Source organism: Rothia sp. CCM 9416, assembly GCF_048513535.1.
In the GTDB taxonomy this organism is placed as follows: Bacteria; Actinomycetota; Actinomycetes; order Actinomycetales; family Micrococcaceae; genus Rothia.
Genome location: NZ_JBLXXR010000013.1, coordinates 32,752 through 48,763, shown reverse-complemented (window position 1 = coordinate 48,763; position 16,012 = coordinate 32,752). Strand labels below are relative to the sequence as shown.

Annotated in this window: 17 protein-coding genes and 3 tRNA genes; 4 read left to right on the top strand and 16 right to left on the bottom strand. The window is 57.3% G+C overall.

What is annotated here, in order from left to right; all coding sequences use genetic code 11:
* Positions 1–273: 273 nt before the first annotated feature.
* On the top strand, positions 274–1,605 hold the full coding sequence (locus tag ACN080_RS06740) for a uracil-xanthine permease family protein (protein ID WP_419113359.1): 1,332 nt from the start codon (positions 274–276) through the stop codon (positions 1,603–1,605).
* A gap of 78 nt (positions 1,606–1,683) precedes the next feature.
* On the opposite strand, the gene ACN080_RS06735 is transcribed toward ACN080_RS06740, so the two are convergent.
* From ACN080_RS06735 to ACN080_RS06720, 4 genes are read right to left on the bottom strand one after another with little or no spacing between them, the layout of a single operon-like run.
* The gene (locus ACN080_RS06735) at positions 1,684–2,493 is read right to left on the bottom strand and encodes a glycerophosphodiester phosphodiesterase family protein (RefSeq protein WP_419113358.1); all 810 of its coding nucleotides are present in this window, start codon (positions 2,491–2,493) and stop codon (positions 1,684–1,686) included.
* 26 nt (positions 2,494–2,519) lie between these two features.
* Positions 2,520–3,353, bottom strand: a complete 834-nt coding sequence (locus ACN080_RS06730) for an HAD-IIB family hydrolase (protein WP_419113357.1) — start codon at positions 3,351–3,353, stop codon at positions 2,520–2,522.
* Positions 3,354–3,364: 11 nt separating this feature from the next.
* Positions 3,365–3,886, bottom strand: a complete 522-nt coding sequence (locus ACN080_RS06725) for a YbhB/YbcL family Raf kinase inhibitor-like protein (RefSeq protein ID WP_419098963.1) — start codon at positions 3,884–3,886, stop codon at positions 3,365–3,367.
* A 58-nt stretch (positions 3,887–3,944) separates the two neighbouring features.
* Positions 3,945–4,889, bottom strand: coding sequence for a carbohydrate kinase family protein (locus ACN080_RS06720; protein ID WP_419113356.1), 945 nt, complete (start codon positions 4,887–4,889; stop codon positions 3,945–3,947).
* 239 nt (positions 4,890–5,128) lie between these two features.
* On the opposite strand from ACN080_RS06720, the gene ACN080_RS06715 reads away from it, so the two are divergent.
* On the top strand, positions 5,129–6,574 hold the full coding sequence (locus ACN080_RS06715; protein ID WP_419111752.1) for a glyceraldehyde-3-phosphate dehydrogenase: 1,446 nt from the start codon (positions 5,129–5,131) through the stop codon (positions 6,572–6,574).
* 112 nt (positions 6,575–6,686) lie between these two features.
* On the opposite strand, the gene ACN080_RS06710 is transcribed toward ACN080_RS06715, so the two are convergent.
* Genes ACN080_RS06710 through ACN080_RS06695 form a run of 4 tightly spaced genes read right to left on the bottom strand, consistent with a single transcriptional unit; the run spans position 6,687 to position 10,027 of the window.
* On the bottom strand, positions 6,687–7,622 hold the full coding sequence (locus tag ACN080_RS06710) for an ABC transporter substrate-binding protein (protein ID WP_419113355.1): 936 nt from the start codon (positions 7,620–7,622) through the stop codon (positions 6,687–6,689).
* Between the two features lie 4 nt (positions 7,623–7,626).
* Positions 7,627–8,283, bottom strand: a complete 657-nt coding sequence (locus ACN080_RS06705) for an ABC transporter permease (RefSeq protein WP_419113354.1) — start codon at positions 8,281–8,283, stop codon at positions 7,627–7,629.
* Positions 8,280–8,954, bottom strand: coding sequence for an ABC transporter permease (locus tag ACN080_RS06700; protein ID WP_419098955.1), 675 nt, complete (start codon positions 8,952–8,954; stop codon positions 8,280–8,282). Before ACN080_RS06700 ends, ACN080_RS06705 begins: the two co-directional genes overlap by 4 nt.
* The gene (locus ACN080_RS06695) at positions 8,951–10,027 is read right to left on the bottom strand and encodes an ABC transporter ATP-binding protein (protein ID WP_419113353.1); all 1,077 of its coding nucleotides are present in this window, start codon (positions 10,025–10,027) and stop codon (positions 8,951–8,953) included. The genes ACN080_RS06700 and ACN080_RS06695 overlap by 4 nt, the downstream gene beginning before the upstream one ends.
* 189 nt (positions 10,028–10,216) lie before the next feature.
* Here ACN080_RS06695 and ACN080_RS06690 point away from each other — a divergent pair, with 189 nt between their 5' ends.
* Positions 10,217–11,020 (top strand): exodeoxyribonuclease III, encoded by an 804-nt coding sequence (locus tag ACN080_RS06690; protein WP_419113352.1) that lies wholly within the window; start codon positions 10,217–10,219, stop codon positions 11,018–11,020.
* 73 nt (positions 11,021–11,093) lie between these two features.
* On the opposite strand, the gene ACN080_RS06685 is transcribed toward ACN080_RS06690, so the two are convergent.
* From ACN080_RS06685 to ACN080_RS06650, 8 genes are all read right to left on the bottom strand, one after another.
* Positions 11,094–11,660, bottom strand: coding sequence for a hypothetical protein (locus tag ACN080_RS06685; protein ID WP_419098952.1), 567 nt, complete (start codon positions 11,658–11,660; stop codon positions 11,094–11,096).
* Positions 11,647–12,036, bottom strand: coding sequence for a hypothetical protein (locus ACN080_RS06680; RefSeq protein WP_419113351.1), 390 nt, complete (start codon positions 12,034–12,036; stop codon positions 11,647–11,649). Before ACN080_RS06680 ends, ACN080_RS06685 begins: the two co-directional genes overlap by 14 nt.
* Positions 12,037–12,102: 66 nt before the next feature.
* Complete coding sequence (locus ACN080_RS06675; RefSeq protein WP_419113350.1) at positions 12,103–12,234, bottom strand: hypothetical protein; 132 nt, start codon at positions 12,232–12,234, stop codon at positions 12,103–12,105.
* A gap of 4 nt (positions 12,235–12,238) precedes the next feature.
* Positions 12,239–12,469: a helix-turn-helix domain-containing protein gene (locus ACN080_RS06670; RefSeq protein ID WP_419104119.1), complete on the bottom strand. Its 231-nt coding sequence runs from the start codon at positions 12,467–12,469 to the stop codon at positions 12,239–12,241.
* A 222-nt stretch (positions 12,470–12,691) separates the two neighbouring features.
* Positions 12,692–12,764, bottom strand: a tRNA-Phe gene (locus ACN080_RS06665).
* A gap of 62 nt (positions 12,765–12,826) precedes the next feature.
* Positions 12,827–12,900: transfer RNA gene (locus ACN080_RS06660), tRNA-Asp, on the bottom strand.
* Positions 12,901–12,950: 50 nt separating this feature from the next.
* Positions 12,951–13,023, bottom strand: a tRNA-Glu gene (locus tag ACN080_RS06655).
* 372 nt (positions 13,024–13,395) lie between these two features.
* Entirely contained in the window at positions 13,396–14,406 is a 1,011-nt protein-coding gene (locus tag ACN080_RS06650; protein WP_419098949.1) for a universal stress protein, read from the bottom strand.
* Between the two features lie 258 nt (positions 14,407–14,664).
* Here ACN080_RS06650 and ACN080_RS06645 point away from each other — a divergent pair, with 258 nt between their 5' ends.
* The gene (locus ACN080_RS06645; protein ID WP_419113349.1) at positions 14,665–16,008 is read left to right on the top strand and encodes a D-arabinono-1,4-lactone oxidase; all 1,344 of its coding nucleotides are present in this window, start codon (positions 14,665–14,667) and stop codon (positions 16,006–16,008) included.
* Positions 16,009–16,012: the final 4 nt, after the last annotated feature.

Below are 16,012 nucleotides of genomic sequence, written 5' to 3'. Positions count from 1 at the left end.
GCGGGGTTACTTAACAGGTTAAGTTTTCAAGGGCCTATTTGTCGATTGCTGGGGTCGGGTGCCCTCTCTTCAGGTAGCGGGGGAACCTCTACATGATCCAAACGGTGGTGCAGACCCTATGGAATGGTTTTCTGGTTTCCCCTAAGCAATATCACACCGGTTACCGCCGTTCTCTTGGCCCGCAAACCAAGTGAGCACCGTACAATTACTAGCGGTTCACACACACCTCAGACCCGCACAGCCCCACTGGTGGGGCATAAGGAGCGCAGAGCATTGGCAGACAATAACTCCAGATTGGGCTTCGCCTGGACGCTACACGGCGACGGCAAAAGCATTACCCCCGGCGGGGTCGTCCACCCGCTTGAACGGCTGACCTGGGGCCGTACCATCGGTATCGGCGCCCAGCACGTTGTGGCCATGTTCGGCGCAACCTTCCTGGTCCCCCTGCTGACCGGCTTCCCACCGGCGACCACGCTCTTCTTCTCGGGTGTGGGCACCATGCTCTTCCTGCTGATAACAGCCGGGCGCGTACCCTCCTATTTGGGGTCTTCTTTCGCTTTCATTGCCCCTCTGGCGGCCGCAAGTAACCAGTACGGCCCCGGCGGTGCACTGGGCGGCATTGTCATGGCCGGTATCTCCCTCTTCATAGTCGGTGCCGTTGTTCAGATTGCTGGCACCGCCTGGCTGACCAAGCTCATGCCCCCGGTGGTTACCGGCTCCATTGTGGCTCTCATTGGCTTCAACCTTGCCCCCAGCGCTAAGAAGAACTTTATGGAAGCCCCCGTGACCGCGCTGGTTACGCTGACCTCTATCATCCTCATTTCAGTACTCTTCAAGGGCATGATTGGCCGTCTATCCATTTTGCTGGGTGTAGTTATCGGTTACATGACCGCCGCCCTACGCGGAGAAGTCAAGTTCGAAAAGATTCAGGCCGCCTGGGAGAATGAGGGCCTGATCGGTCTGCCCCACTTCCAGCACCCCGAGTTCCACTGGAACCTGGCCGGTCTTTTCATACCCGTCATCCTGGTTCTGGTCGCTGAGAACATCGGCCACGTCAAGTCAGTGGCGCTGATGACCGGGGATAACCTCGATAAATACTCAGGACGTGCCCTCATGGCGGACGGTCTGGCAACCACCCTGGCCGGTGCCGGTGGCGGTTCCGGTACCACCACCTACGCCGAGAACATCGGTGTCATGGCCGCAACCAAGGTCTACTCAACCGCCGCCTACTGGGTAGCGGCTATCTTCGCTGTCCTGCTCTCTATTTTCCCCGTCTTTGGTGCCGCCGTGGCATCAGTACCTGCCGGTGTGCTGGGCGGTGCCGCCACCGTGCTCTACGGCATGATCGGTATGCTCGGCGTGCGTATCTGGGTGGAGAACCGCGTAGACTTCTCCAACCAGGTTAATCTGAGCGCCGCGTCGGTAGCTCTGATTGTGGGTATCGCCGACTACACCTGGGACATTGCCGGCCTGCAGTTCGCCGGTATCGCCCTGGGTACAGCAGCGACCCTGGTGGTCTACCATCTCATGGCTGCCCTCAACAAGCGCAGCGGTGCCCACCCCGAACCGCTCACCCCCACCGAGGCTAAAGGCGACATCCACTAGCCCCAAAAGCTGATATGCACAGCCCACAGAAAAGGCACTGAACCTATCTTGGTTCGGTGCCTTTGGGTTAAGAACTATTTACTCAGAACGCCCAAGGATTCTGGCAAGCACGTCTGTGTGGTTAGTGACGATCCCGTCAACGCCTAGTGCGATCAGTTCCCGCATGGTGCGCTGATCATCAACGATCCACACGTGGACCTCCAGGCCTGCGCGGTGGGCCGCCTCAACCAATGCCCTGTCGGCAATGCGTATGTTACGGCCAGCCAACCTGTAGTAGACCGGGATCTGCAAAGAATCAAAGGGAAGAAAAAGGTGCTTGATCAAAGGCAAGAGCGAAGCCCACAGCCCAGGCGCTACCCGCGACGCAAGATAGAAGAGGGAAACCGCAAGTTGTGAAGCACTCATGCTCAGGCTGATACCTGCCTTCTGCGCCGCGCGGTGAGCCTGACGCAGCCGACGCTCACTAAAGGAAGCCACGCGAACCCGCTCTTGGGCACCGGTTGCTAAAAGGACTGGAATGATTCTTTCAGCCGATCCCGCATCTTTGAGGTCAATGTTAAAACGGGCTTGGGGGAAAGCCCGAAGCGTACCTTCCAGCAGCGGTACGGTGCCACCGTCCTTGAGTTCAACAGCCCGCACCTGCTCCCAGGTCATGTCTTTGATAGCGCCGACGCTATCGCTAAGCCGGTCCAGGGTAGGGTCATGGAAAACCACCACAGCACCATCGGATGTGGTGTTCACATCTGTTTCAATCCAGTCAGCCCCAGCCTTGAGGGCGTCCGCAAAAGCAACATCGGTATTCTCTGCCTGTGTTTGGGCTAAGCCTCTATGGGCGTAGATAGAGGTAGAGGCGTACCTCTTTAAGGGTGTAAATGCGTGTGCCTGCATGACCCCAGTATATTATTACGCGCAGTTCAAATAAGGTCTTCTGAAGGATGAGCGAGTATGCCTTCAATTACCTGGGCTACACCGTCTTGATCGAACCCCGGGCAGGTGCGCCCCACCTGCTCTTTTAGCTGGGGAAGACCAGATTCCATGGCGTAACCTTTCCCCGCCCAGGTTAGCATCTCCAAGTCATTGGGCATGTCGCCAAACGCTAAGACCTCATCTGATCTAATACTGTGCTCGGCCGCGAAGTCAGCCAGAACACAGCCTTTGTTCAGCCCCTTTCGGGCAAGCTCGACCAGGGGCTGGTAGGGGGCAGAGCGGGTCACAGCCGCTCGCTCCCCCACCACATCACGCACCTGGTCTAAGAGTGCAGAAGGGGCAGCCCCTTCCCGGTAGAGCAGGTATTTAACGACACCCGCCTCGGAATCAAGGGTGCGCCCTATGGGGCCTTCCACGATCTTGGTAGAGTCTTCCTGCTCATGTGGCCGATACTTCCCCTGAACGTAGACCTGGTCCAGGGTCTCAGCAATAAAGAGAGAACCGGGGAAAACTCTTTCCAGTTCGCTGTGCAGGGCCTGGGTCTCGGTGCCGCTCATAGTGCGGGTTGCAAGCACCTTCCCCTGGCCAATGTCATAGGTCACCGCCCCATTAGAGCAGAAAACAAAAGAGTTCTCACCGTTCCATTCAGAACCGAGCTGCTCCAAGACGGGTTGCATCCAGCGCAGGGGCCGCCCGGTCACAAAAACGATCTGAATACCAGCATCTGCTGCCAAATGCAGAGCCTCTAAGGTACGGGGGCGGAACCTAAAGTCATGACCAATCAGCGTCCCATCCAGGTCGCTGGCAATCAGCTTGATCATGTGCAGGTGCTTTATTTCTCTTCGTGTGTCGCCGTCAGGAAGGCGCGGGCAATGCCGTGGAAGAAGAGATTAAAGTTGACGACAGCAGGGCTGGCCTTCTGGTCCAGGTCGAGTCGCTCAACGTCAACAGCGGTGACACAGAAGATGTAACGGTGGGGGCCATGACCTGCCGGTGGTGCCGCGCCAATGTATCCACGGGTACCACCGTCATTGAGGTGGGTCAGCGCACCTGCTGGCAGATTTTCCGCTGCTCCGCTAGCTAGCTCAGTCACATCTGCTGGCAGATTAGAGACAGCCCAGTGCCAGAACCCGCTGGGGGTGGGGGCATCGGGGTCATAGCAGGTCACCACAAAGGACTTGGTTTCGGGCGGAAAACCTGACCAGGAAAGCTGGGGGGAGACGTCCTGCCCACCGCACCCCATGATTCCGGAGACCTGGGCCGGAGGTAGCGGCGCACCGTCCTCCACATCGGCAGAAGTCAGGGTGAAAGTCGGCAGCTCGGGCAGATCTGCGTAGGGCTGGCGGTTAAGCATGGCGGAGCCTCCTTGAAGTGGGCGGGTAGAAAACTATCTGCAAGGCGCGGTAACCGGCTTACTGGCCGGGATAGAGTACAGCGTCTAGTTCTTCGCGGGTGGGAGGGTTAGCTCCCTGTCGTGAAACGGTGATACCGGCGGCAACCACGGAGAAAGCCAGAATCTCTTTGAGGTCATCCTTGCTCAAGAGCTCAATGGCGGCACGGGCATCTTTCCCCTCAATGTCACGATCCAGGAGAGCCGCAAGCAGGGCGGCCATCAGAGAGTCACCGGCACCCACCGTATCGGCAACCTCTACACGGTAAGCAGGCAGGGCAAGGCCTTCGGGTGAGGTCTTGTGGGTCAGCGCCCAAGGCCCCATCTCACCGCGGGTAATAACCACCAGGGAAGCACCCAAATCCAACCAGGCCCGGGCCGATTCTTCAAGAGCACGGTGGGGGTAAAGCCAGAGCAAATCCTCGTCAGAAGCCTTAACCACATGAGCGTATCGGACCAGGTTTTCAGCCCGCTCCCGAGCTACAGAAACGTCGGAGACGATGGTGGGGCGGCAGTTAGGGTCATAGGAAATCAGAGCGTGAGGCGCGGCCTGGCGCACGGTTTCTAGCACCGCGCTGGCACCGGGTTCAAGCATGGCACCGATAGAACCGACGTGGACGGCGGTCGCCTTCTTAGCTACCTCTTCAAGGGCAGCTTCAGCTGCATCCAGGGACCAGTCAATGTCGAACTCGTAGTCAGTGGCACCGGTCTCACCGGTCTTGGCTTGAGCAACAGAAGTCTTCTTGGCATCTGCACCAACCGGCAGGATCACGCCGGAAGCCCGCAGGTGCTCCTCAATCAGATCACCGTAGGCATCGCTACCGTAGCGGCCAATAAACTGGGTCTCATGGCCCAAACGGGACACGCCCACAGCAACATTCATAGGGGAACCGCCGGGGTGGGCGTGGGACTCTACGCCGGGGCGCTGGACAAGATCTACGAGGGCTTCGCCAATGACAGTAAGCATAAACTTAGTTTACTCATTTCTTTGGTCTCGTGAGCAGTCTTTTTGTCATAAACTGCGCGCAGAAATAAAGAGCTTCTTAAGAACGCTAGACTGGATTTGTAGCGCCACCATATCCAGGGGTTTTGCCTGGCTGTGATCTGGTTTGGCGCCCATCAGACACTAGCTAGCAGCGCACCGTCGCGCTACTAACCGGTGAGTTCAAGGACGCTACTCATCGAGGAAGAAGAGGTCATATCACCATGTCAATCTCCGCCGAGAACGCCCACCAGCAGTGGCTAGCCGCTGAGGCTGAAGCTGAGGCAATGATTCCCCTCATTGGCAGGTTAAACCGGGAGAATAAGGTCGTTGTTTCAATCCACGGTCACAGCCTCATTAACAAGTCAGTGATTCAGATTCTCAAGGCCCACCGCTTTGCTCGTCAGCTCGACGATGTTGAGCTGAACCCCGCTGATTCCCTGGCACTTCTGCAGGCCCTCAGCCAGCTTGAACTGGGAGCCTGCTCCATCGACATCGCCAGCCTGCAAGGCGAGTTTGAGGGATCTGGTGCCCGCGACCGCCAGGAATGGTTGCGGCAAACCCTAGCCCCGGTTGTTGGCAAGAAAGGTCAGATCGAAACTTCCTCACAGGACGTTGTTCTCTATGGTTTTGGTCGAATTGGCCGCCTGCTGGCGCGTATCTTGCTAGAGCGTTCAGCGGGTGCAGGGCCCAAGCTCCGCGCCGTGGTCGTTCGTAAAAACACCGATAACGATATCTACAAGCGCGCTTCCCTCCTGCGCCGCGATTCGGTTCACGGGGCCTTCAAGGGTACAATCCGGGTCGATGAAGAGAACTCCACTATCATTGCCAACGGCACCCCCATCCGCTTTATCTACGCATCCGACCCGGCGGAAGTCGACTACACGGCCTATGGTATTGAGAAGGCTATCGTGGTCGATAACACCGGCCGTTGGCGTGATAAAGAGGGCCTCTCCCGCCACCTTGAAGCCAAGGGGGTTTCACGCGTCCTGCTCACTGCACCCGGTAAGGGCGTCAAAAATATTGTCTGCGGTGTAAACGACAGCATCATCGAGGATTCGGACGCGATCCTCTCCGCCGCCTCCTGCACTACTAACGCTATTACCCCGGTGCTGGCAGTCATGGACGAGGTCTACGGGGTTAAGCGTGGGCATGTGGAGACGGTTCACTCCTTCACCAATGACCAGAACCTCATTGATAACTTCCACAAGGGTGACCGCCGTGGCCGCTCCGCTGCGCTCAACATGGTTATTACCGAGACCGGCGCTGCTAAGGCTGTTTCTAAGGCCCTGCCCCAGCTTGAGGGTAAGCTGACCGGCAATGCCATTCGTGTGCCCACCCCCGATGTGTCTATGGCGATTCTGAGCCTGCAGTTGGAAAAGCCCGTAGGGTCTAAGGACGAGCTCAACAACCTGCTGCGGGAGCGCTCCTTGCGTTCTCCCCTGCGCCGCCAGATTGACTACACCGACTCACACGAGGTTGTCTCTACCGACTTTGTAGGCTCCCGTGCCGCCGGCGTGGTCGATGGTCTAGCCACCATTACCTCCGGGGACGAGAACGCCATTCTCTACGTCTGGTATGACAACGAGTTCGGCTACTCCTGCCAGGTCATTCGTGTGCTCGAACGCATGGTCGGTGGCCGTCTTCAGGCCTTCCCAGAGAGCGTATAAGGGCTATTTCTAAAAGTTAACCGGTTCCTCGGAAACACCGTGCCCGCCGCGGCCCTCAACACTCTGTTGGGTGGCGCTGGCGGGCACCTTATTTTTATTGGGGCCTACGGCGCTATTTCTTGGCCGGGAAGTTTGCTTTCACCCAGTCGCTAGCAGCGACCTGGGGGGATGCTTTCTCTTCACCCGAAACCCTGGTGTTGAGCTCAATCAGGGCTTGGGTAGTGATGAGAGCCGACACTTCATCAAGCACCTTGGCCGCCGCGACCGACAGCGTAGCGGCATGTGCCACCGGTAGAACCTGCTGGGGCAGAATCAGATTGAGGGGGTCTGCGAGCACCACAAACCCGTTGGCTTTAATAGCCGGGTCGGTGGAATAGAGGTTGACCATATCAACTGTCCCATCTGCCAGGGCGGCCACGGTCAGCGGACCAGCCCCATCGTTGATGGGTTCGAAGGAAGAGGGAGTAAAACCGTATTTTTCTTTCAATCCGGGCAAGCCATAGGTGCGCTCGGCAAATTCAGGCGGTGCCCCCAGGGCCAGCTTACCGCTCAAACCCGCTAAATCTTCCAGACTGTTCAGCCCGCGTTCCTGCGCGGTCTGTGTTGTGACAACCAGGGAGTCCTTGTTCTGGGCCGGGGCCGCCGAGAGAACCGCCAGTTCATGGGGTAGGGCCTGGGGCAGGGCCTCGAGAACTTCCTGTGCTGTTTGTGCCTTAGCCTGCGCGTCAAAGTAGAGAAGCAAGTTCCCTGAATAGTCGGGTACCACGGTCACGGTGCCCTCAGCCAGCGCCCCAAGGTAGGCCTCGCGGGCACCGATAGCAGGCGCTGTTTGGGCCTCAAAGCCACGGGTGTTCAGAGCCGCCGCATAGATTTCAGCAATAATCTGAGACTCCGTGAAATCAGCCGAACCAACTGTGATGGTGCCTGCCTGAGCCCCGCTGCCAAAGGCGCTAGAACCGTCCAGGCCGCAGGCGCTCAGACCCAGAGCACCGGCGGTCAGGCCTAGCCCGGTGAAGAAAGAACGGCGGGAGAAAGAGAATGAAGTCATGTTTTTACCTTAATCCGGGATAGGTCAGTAGGCGCTGAATCAAAGCCAGCAGGGCATCGACAACAAGAGCGAGCGCTGCCACCAGAATGACGGCGGCAACCATGCGGGCGTAGTCGCGGACGGCTAGGCCATCAATGAGGTAGCGGCCCAGGCCACCCAGGTTGATGTAGGCGACCACGGTGACCGTAGCAATAACTTGGAGGGCAGCGTTGCGGATGCCACCAAAAATCAGTGGTAGGGCGATGGGTAGTTCTACCCGGGTCAGAACCTGCCAGGCGGTCATGCCCTGAGCGCGGGCGGCATCAATGGTGATGGGATCTACGGCGGAGATACCGGCATAGGTGCCAGCAAGTAAGGGCGCGATAGCCAGGATGATGAGGGCTAGGGCTGGGGCGGTGAAGCCCAAGCCCAGCCAGAGGGCGAAGAGGGTGAGCAGACCCAGGGTGGGCAGGGCCCGGAGCGCTCCAGTAGAAGCAACCACCAGGTTCTCACCTTTACCGGTATGCCCGACCCAGGCTCCTAGGGGTAGGGCGATAGCGGCAGCTATCAGCAGGACGACTAGCGAGTATCCTAGGTGTTCAGCCAGGCGTTGCCAGATACCTCCGGCGTCGGACCAGGCTCCGGGGGCGGTGAACCAGTGCCCTACTTGTTCGAAAATCATGCCTTCCTCCAGTGGGTCAGGCCGTTACCGGCGAGGGCAAGGGCTCGGTCCAGAATCAGGGCGAGCACTACTGTCAGTAAAATTCCGGTGATAATTTCTGCGGGTAGGTCACGGCGGAGTCCGTCGGTGAAGAGGGTGCCTAATGACTGGATACCAATGACAGCGCCTACCGAGACCATAGAGATATTGGCGACCAGGGCGACCCTTAGGCCTGCAATCATGACCGGCAGGGCCAGGGGGAACTCCACCTTGAGGAACCGCCTGGCAGGGGTGTAGCCCAGCGCGGTGGCGGCTTCGAGGGTAACGGGTGAGACAGATTCAAAGGCGTCTACAGCACTTCTGACCATCATGGCAAGTACGTAGATGGTCAGAGCAACATAGACATTTACGGGGGAAGTGATGGAGGTACCCAGTACCAGGGGCATGAGCACAAATAATGCCAGAGAGGGGATGGTATACAGCAGGGCTGAGCCGTTGATGACTAGGCCCCGGCGTAGCTTACCTACTGGGGTGTACCCTTCGGTGGAGCGCCCGTCTTTACGGCGGCTGAGTGCTAGGCGGGCTAGGGGTAGTGATAGGAGGAACCCGAAGATCAGTGGAATAAGTGCCTGGAGCAGGTGCAGGAGGGTGAGCCGGCTTAGATAGCCCAGGTTATCGAGGGCCCAGCTCATGCGCTGTCCCCCTTGCCCTTAATCCCGTAACGCTGGATTCGCTCCTGCCGGGTTGCGTGGAGAACGTCTTCTGCTTTGAGTAGGCCTAGTAGATGACCAGTTTGGTCTACAGCTACGCCCCAGCCTGAGGGAGAAGAGAGTGCCGAGTCTAGAGCATCGCGCAGGCTACCGCCCTGTATAAAGAGTGAGCCCCCGGGGAAGCATTTTCCTGCGGCCTCCCAGCCGTCTGGTTTGCCGTCGGTGACGCGTAGCTTCCAGCTCTCTGCGGTGACATCGGGTGAGGTCAGTGGGTAGAGAGTGAGGCCGTCTGCTTGGGCAAAGGTGAGCCGCCTGGTTCCTCTGTCTCGCCCCACAAATGATGCCACGTAGTCATTGGCAGGTATGCGCAGGATTTCTTCGGGGGTGCCGAACTGGGCTATGTGGCCGCTTTGGGCAAAAACAGCTACATAGTCGCCCAGCAGGATTGCTTCGTCAATGTCGTGGGTGACAAAGACGATGGTTAGATTGAGCTCCTTTTGTAAAGCAAGCAGGTTCTCTTGGAGTTCGGCTCGTACGACGGGGTCGATAGCGCTAAAGGGCTCGTCCATGAGCAGGATGGATGAGTTGCCTGCTAGGGCACGGGCTACGCCTACCCGCTGGGCCTGCCCGCCTGAAAGCTGGGCGGGGTATTTTTTAGCCAGTGAGGGGTCAAGGCCAACGGTTTCAAGTAGAGCCAGTGCTTTTTCTCTGGCTTGACGGGCGGGGGTTCCCTTGAGCCGGGGTACGGTGGCGATATTATCGACAACGGTCTGGTGGGGCATGAGCCCAGCCTGCTGTAAAACATAGCCAATCGAGCGGCGCAGCTGGTGCTCGGGTTGGTCGGTATTGGGCTGGCCGTTAACCAGGATCTGTCCGCTGGTGTGCTCAACCATGCGGTTGATCATGCGCAGGGAGGTTGTTTTACCGCAGCCGGAGGGGCCAACGAAGACGGTTATTTTCCCCTGGGGTATGGACAGGTTAAGGTTGTCTACTACCGCAGTGTTTCCGTATTTTTTAGTGACCGCTATAAATTCGATTGCCGGTGTCTGGGCCATGCTTACTCGTTTCGTGGACGACCTGGTCTGTCTCACCACCCTAGTACCTATCAGAGCCCAGGTAAACTAAGTAAACTTTCATTTTTGCCAGAGGCTAGCTCTACCTCACCCCTTGCCCCCTCAGAGCTAAACCCAGTGGCCGGGCAGGGGTAAAGGCTGGTGGCTAGTAGCCCTGTTAGGCTTAAACTCATGAAGATTGCCACCTGGAATGTGAACTCGATTCGTGCCCGCGCTGACCGTGTAGAGGAGTGGTTAGAGCGTAGCGACGTGGATGTGCTCGCCCTTCAAGAGACCAAGGCTACCGATGAGAATTTCCCTTTTGAGATTTTTGAGTATTCGGGCTATGAGGTAGCTCATTTTGGGCTTTCGCAGTGGAACGGTGTGGCGCTTGCCTCGCGTGTAGGGCTTGAAGATATTCAGCGCACCTTTGCGGCTCAGCCTGCTTTTGGTAAGCCGGGGCAGGAGCCCCAGGTGGAGGCCCGCGCTTTGGGTGCTACCTGCGGTGGGGTTCGGGTGTGGAGCCTGTATGTGCCCAATGGGCGGGGTGTGGACGACCCGCATATGGCCTATAAGTTGGAGTGGCTGGGTCAGCTCCGGCAGGAGGCGCTGGGCTGGTTGGAGCAGGATTCGGGTGCCCAGTTTGCTCTGGTAGGTGACTTTAATATTGCCCCGCTTGATGAGGATGTGTGGGATATTGATTTCTTCCGCCAGAATCAGATGACCCATGTGACGGAGCCGGAGCGCGCGGCCTTCCAAGCCTTTTTGGATCAGCCTTTGGGTCTGGTCGATGTGGCCCGGCCTCATACCTCTGTGCCCTATACCTACTGGGATTATACTCAGCTGCGTTTCCCTAAGAATGAGGGTATGCGGATTGATTTTCAGCTCTATTCCCCTGCACTGGCGGCCCGTGTGGTGGGTGCGGAGATTGACCGCCAGGAGCGTAAGGGTAAGGGCGCTTCGGACCATGCCCCGGTGGTTGTGGAGATTAACTAGAAACAGGAGCACCCCGCCAACCCGGGAGATATGCTAGCGCTACGGGGTGGGCGGGGTGCTCTTCTTTCAATTCTTAGATGGTGGCGTCTACGTCCTCTTGGAGTTTGAGGCTACGGCTTAGGGCCCCTTCCATAAATCCGGCTATTAGGAAGATAACCACTGCATAGAAGATTGGCCAGTTGAGCCAGATACCGTTGATGGTAATCCTGCCGTAGCCTACGTAGTAGTTCTCTACGCTCCAGAGAACAATAATATTGTGGACAAGAGCATAAGCAATCCCCCACCACAGCACCATCATACGGAGCTGGTAGAAGTAGCGCACTGACTTCTGAGTAAATTGTGCAGCTACGTTAAAGTTGGCTGATACCCGGGCCATCTGAAGAGCAAAGATACTTGCTCCCAGGGAGGGTAGGGCGTGGTCCACCCAAGCAAAAACTTTGACAAAGAGCGGTAGCGAGGCTGTGTCCAGGGTTGTTATCTGTCCCGGCGCCGACTCATAGGTCACCCACAGAGCTTCCTGTGAGGGGTAGGGCCAGTAAAGGACCATAGTCACTGGGAAAATAAAGGCCAGAAGGATAAAGCCCAGTAACGGTAGGCTGAATGATTCTTGGAAGCTGTTGGCTGTTTTAGATGGTTGCATCGGAGTCCTCCTGGAGAGTGAGACCGCGGCGCAGGGCGCCTTCTATAAAGAAGAGAGTTGCCACAAAGAGTAGGGTCAGCAGACCCTGGTCAGAGAAAAAGGTGCTTTCGCTGTGGATGTCCGGCAGATCATAATCATTTGCCACAGCCCGCGTTAGAAAAGCTGTCAGGAGCGAGTAGACGATCATTCCCCCTAGCAGGACTATCTGAGCCGCCCTCAAAAGAGCAAGAGCTTGGGTACCAAAGTGTGCCTTAGTGTAGAAAATACGAGCCAACCTGTAGAGCAGGGCTGTTACTACCAGGTACATGCTAAATTTCCAGGCAAAAGCCGCCCAGGCAAGCACTCTAGTACCTTGCCCAAGCGGGGAGTCTTCCACCCAGTTGATTCCACCGTCAAGTTCCGGGTTGTAGCGGTGTAGAGGGGAAGGAATCCCAGCCTCTGGCTACTGCATGACAATGAGCCATATAAAAAGCACGAACACAACAGCGCTATAGACCAGCGGAAGAGAGAAAGCGTGTTCCTCAGGTTGTGGGTTCTGTGCTTCTAAGCCCAGATAGTTTTTGATTTGCCTCATAGGACTAGTTCCTTTCCTCGTCGATTGTAAAGAGGTCACCCGGGGCGCAGTCCAACACCTCGCAGAGAGCAGTCAGCGTGGAAAACCGCACCGCCCGTGCCCGGTTATTTTTAAGAATCGATAGGTTAGCCACAGAAACCCCCACCTTTTCTGAGAGTTCAACCAAGCTCATTCCTCTGTCCAAGAGCAAACAATCCAAATGGCATGTCACGCGGTGTTCTTCAAGGGGTGGCATTGCCGGCTACTCTCCTTTCCACACAGAAACATATCGTTTTTCAATATGCTTAAAGTGTGACATATCGTTTTTCGATATGCAACAGAGCAGAAAGACAGACCAAGAAGCGCCACCCCCCCAGGGGCACACAAAAGCGCCCCACCTTCCGCAAGGAAGATAGGGCGCTTAAAGGTTTAAAGTAAAAAATCCACTCTCACGTAGAAGCCTAGAGAGTGGATTTCGTGGCTCCGACCGGCGTCGATCCGGTGACCTTACGATTTTCAGTCGCACGCTCTACCAACTGAGCTACAGAGCCAGGCATACCTTAGATATGCCACAACCGCGCCTTCCCCACAAGTGAGAATTACGCGGTCGGAGCGACCCCGACGGGACTTGAACCCGCGACCTCCGGCGTGACAGGCCGGCGCGCTAACCAACTGCGCTACGGGGCCATAGGCTAGAACCGAAATTCTAACATGGCCGTGAAACCGAAGTTTCACAGTACCCCCAACGGGATTTGAACCCGTGTTACCGCCGTGAAAGGGCGGCGTCCTAGGCCGCTAGACGATAGGGGCTAGTTCGCTACTCGCTCCAGGCCTCGTTCCCTTGGCCCGTCGCTCGAACAAGTAATACATTACGCGACTTCTAAAAGGCGTGCAAATCGAGAAACCCTCAAAACCCCTTATCGGAGCTAAAAAACCGGTGTTCTCCGACACAAAAATGAGTGAAATCAAATCCCCAAAGCACCTAAAACAACTTGTCAAAGGCATATTCTGGTATTTCCAATAGGGGGCACAAAAAATTTTCAACTTTTTTAAAAAAGACGGCAGAACAGCGCCGTCGGAGCATCTTCACTGCGGAAAATGCTACGGCGGGAGCTGTCCTGCCTTTTCTACCTCTAGCTTACTCCCCTACCGGGGATTCTAACCAGAAGTTAGCGACTGTTCTTAACCCCAGCTAATACCTGCGTCAGGGGCTTCCTTAATGCGAGGATCGTCAATCTCCGGAACAATCATGACCGGAACCTGAGTGTTGTGCAGGATGCCCTGGGAGGTTGAACCCAGAATCATGCCGGCGATACCGCCGCGTCCACGGGTACCTACAACGATCATGTCGGCAGCCTTACCAGCTTCAAGCAGAACCTGAACGGGCGAACCATCAATCAGCTTGAACTCAATTTCAAGCTGGGGGAAGTAGCCACGAATCCACTCGGCAGCCTTACGCTGAAGATCAGCGATTTCGCGGTAAAGTGCCTCAAAGTCAACGGCAGCGGGCACCCAGTTCAGCGCACCGGTGTAGGGGGCCAGGGCATTGACCAGGGTCAGCTTGACTCCGCGGCGCGAGGCTTCGTCAGCCGCCTGCATCATAGCTAGGCGGGCTTCATCGGAGCCATCAGAGCCCACCACGATAGAACGGCCACGGCCCAGAATCTCAGGGTCGCCCTCAATCTTCTCGGCGTAAGACTGGGGCACAGCGATAGTGGGGCAGTGCGAATGAGCGGGAAGGGAGGTTGAAACGGTACCCAGCAGGCGACCCAGGAAGCCTCCGTGTGAACGTGAGCCAACCACCATCAGTTCGGCTTTCTTGGAGAGCTCAAGCAGGACAGCGGTGGCATCGCCGGTTTCTACGGTGGCACGCAGTTCTACGCTGGTGTCGCCAACGCGGGAGTGGGCCTCGTCAAGAATCTGAGCGACACCATCGGTCAGGGCCTGCTCATCGACCATGGAATAACCCGCGTCAAAGCCGGTACCGGTAAAGACGGGCAGAGAGTAGGCGGTAACCATTCGGACCGGCACCTTGCGAATTTCGGCCTCATGGACCGCCCAGCGAAGGGCACCATAGCTCTGCTCTGAGCCATCGATGCCTACAATAATCTCCCCGGAAGCCTGGGCGACTTCTGATAGGTTGTCACGGCTGGCTACTGCTTTTTCGCCGAAGGTGAGTTCGCGTTCGGTCATGGTCATCTCCTTAGATTCACGACGACCCCGCTCTGCCAGCCGGTCTACCGGTAGCCCTGCTGGGGTCCTACTTAAAGTTTAGTGGGTGCGCTCACATTTATCTCCCTATTTCACATCATGACAGGGACAGGTCGGGCAGGTTACCCGCTCCTTTCACCATTGCTGATAACCGCCCCTGCAAAGACTCAGCAAACAGCTAGTAAGAGCCTGACTAATCGTGCGAAGATATGCACTAGGAAGCAAGATAAGAGGAAAACCATGGCAGATACCCCGCAAAACAGCAGTCTGGCCTGGAGCACTTGGGCCCGCCAGCACGAGGCCCAGGCCACCGGCCTGTTCCGGCCCCGCTCCATACCCGAACTGCAGGAATGTATCGAGCATGCAGGTGCAACCGGCCAGCGCCTCAAGGTAGTAGGCCGGGGGCGCAGTTCATCCGCTATAGCCCAGCCCACCGATGCTCTACTTGAACTTGACTACCTCACAGGCCTCACGCGGGTAGACACCGAGGGCCTTACCGCCACCTTTCGCTCAGGAACCACGGTGCGCGAAGCCAATCAAATCTTGGGTTACTACAATCTTGCTTTCAGCAACCTGGGCAGGCTCGATGAGCAGACCCTGGCCGGTGCTATCTCAACGGGTTTCCACGGCACCGGTGTAGATTACGGTATTTTTGCTACCCAGGTAACCGAACTCAAACTGGTAGGGGCCTCAGGTCAGCTCATCACCTGCTCAGTACAGGAGAATCCAGAACTCTTTAAGGCAGCCCTCTGCGGTCTGGGTGCCCTGGGCATCATCGTAGAAATTACCTTCGCGGTGGTTCCCCAATTCCGCCTGCATGCGGTAGAACGCGGCCACTCCTACACCGACATTGTGCATAGCTTTACCGAACGCGCACACGGATCCGATCACTACGAGTTCAGCTGGTTCCCCGGCTCCGCTGAGGTTCGCACCCGCAGGCTCACCCGCCTGGCGCTGCTGACCGAGGGCTACATGCCTGCGAATGCAGCGGTCAGCCAGGCCCGCCGCTACGGCGGGGACCACCTGCTCAATAACGGGATGTTCTCTGCCCTCAGCTACCTGGGCGCTAAGGCTCCTGCCCTCCAGCCTGCCCTGAACAAGGTCTCTAACTGGGGCAAGGGCAACCGGCGCTACGCAGACTACTCTGCCCGCGTATTCACCGTTCACCGTACCGTGCGGCACAGCACTATGGAATATGCCTTCGATATATCCCAGTTCAGCGAGCTCATGTCTGATATCCGCGCCCACTGTAAGGGAAGCCCCGTACAGAGCTCTTACCCGCTCGTCATAAGCACATCGGCCGCTGACGATATCTGGCTCTCCCCGGCTTATGGGCGTGAGACTTTCTATGTTTCCGCGCGCTCTTATTGGCGGCAACCCCAGGCTGAGCTTTTTAGCCCCCTAGAGGCTATCTTCAAGGCGCACGGGGGCCGCCCCCACTGGGGGCAGTTCCACAGCCAGAGTGCTCACGATTTAGCCGAGCTCTACCCGCACTTCAAGGACTTTGTAGAGCTGCGCGCCAAGCTGGACCCCCGGGGGATCTTCCTCAACCCCCACCTGCACAGGGTGCTCCTTGAGGGCTAGTGGT

Coding starts and splice junctions, on each gene's coding strand:
- ACN080_RS06645 (WP_419113349.1), top strand. CDS start 14,665: ATGGCAGATACCCCGCAAAACAGCAGTCTGGCCTGGAGCACTTGGGCC.
- ACN080_RS06720 (WP_419113356.1), bottom strand. CDS start 4,889: ATGCTTACTGTCATTGGCGAAGCCCTCGTAGATCTTGTCCAGCGCCCC.
- ACN080_RS06670 (WP_419104119.1), bottom strand. CDS start 12,469: ATGCCACCCCTTGAAGAACACCGCGTGACATGCCATTTGGATTGTTTG.
- ACN080_RS06725 (WP_419098963.1), bottom strand. CDS start 3,886: ATGCTTAACCGCCAGCCCTACGCAGATCTGCCCGAGCTGCCGACTTTC.
- ACN080_RS06650 (WP_419098949.1), bottom strand. CDS start 14,406: ATGACCGAACGCGAACTCACCTTCGGCGAAAAAGCAGTAGCCAGCCGT.
- ACN080_RS06705 (WP_419113354.1), bottom strand. CDS start 8,283: ATGATTTTCGAACAAGTAGGGCACTGGTTCACCGCCCCCGGAGCCTGG.
- ACN080_RS06690 (WP_419113352.1), top strand. CDS start 10,217: ATGAAGATTGCCACCTGGAATGTGAACTCGATTCGTGCCCGCGCTGAC.
- ACN080_RS06715 (WP_419111752.1), top strand. CDS start 5,129: ATGTCAATCTCCGCCGAGAACGCCCACCAGCAGTGGCTAGCCGCTGAG.
- ACN080_RS06735 (WP_419113358.1), bottom strand. CDS start 2,493: ATGCAGGCACACGCATTTACACCCTTAAAGAGGTACGCCTCTACCTCT.
- ACN080_RS06675 (WP_419113350.1), bottom strand. CDS start 12,234: ATGAGGCAAATCAAAAACTATCTGGGCTTAGAAGCACAGAACCCACAA.
- ACN080_RS06710 (WP_419113355.1), bottom strand. CDS start 7,622: ATGACTTCATTCTCTTTCTCCCGCCGTTCTTTCTTCACCGGGCTAGGC.
- ACN080_RS06695 (WP_419113353.1), bottom strand. CDS start 10,027: ATGGCCCAGACACCGGCAATCGAATTTATAGCGGTCACTAAAAAATAC.
- ACN080_RS06685 (WP_419098952.1), bottom strand. CDS start 11,660: ATGCAACCATCTAAAACAGCCAACAGCTTCCAAGAATCATTCAGCCTA.
- ACN080_RS06730 (WP_419113357.1), bottom strand. CDS start 3,353: ATGATCAAGCTGATTGCCAGCGACCTGGATGGGACGCTGATTGGTCAT.
- ACN080_RS06700 (WP_419098955.1), bottom strand. CDS start 8,954: ATGAGCTGGGCCCTCGATAACCTGGGCTATCTAAGCCGGCTCACCCTC.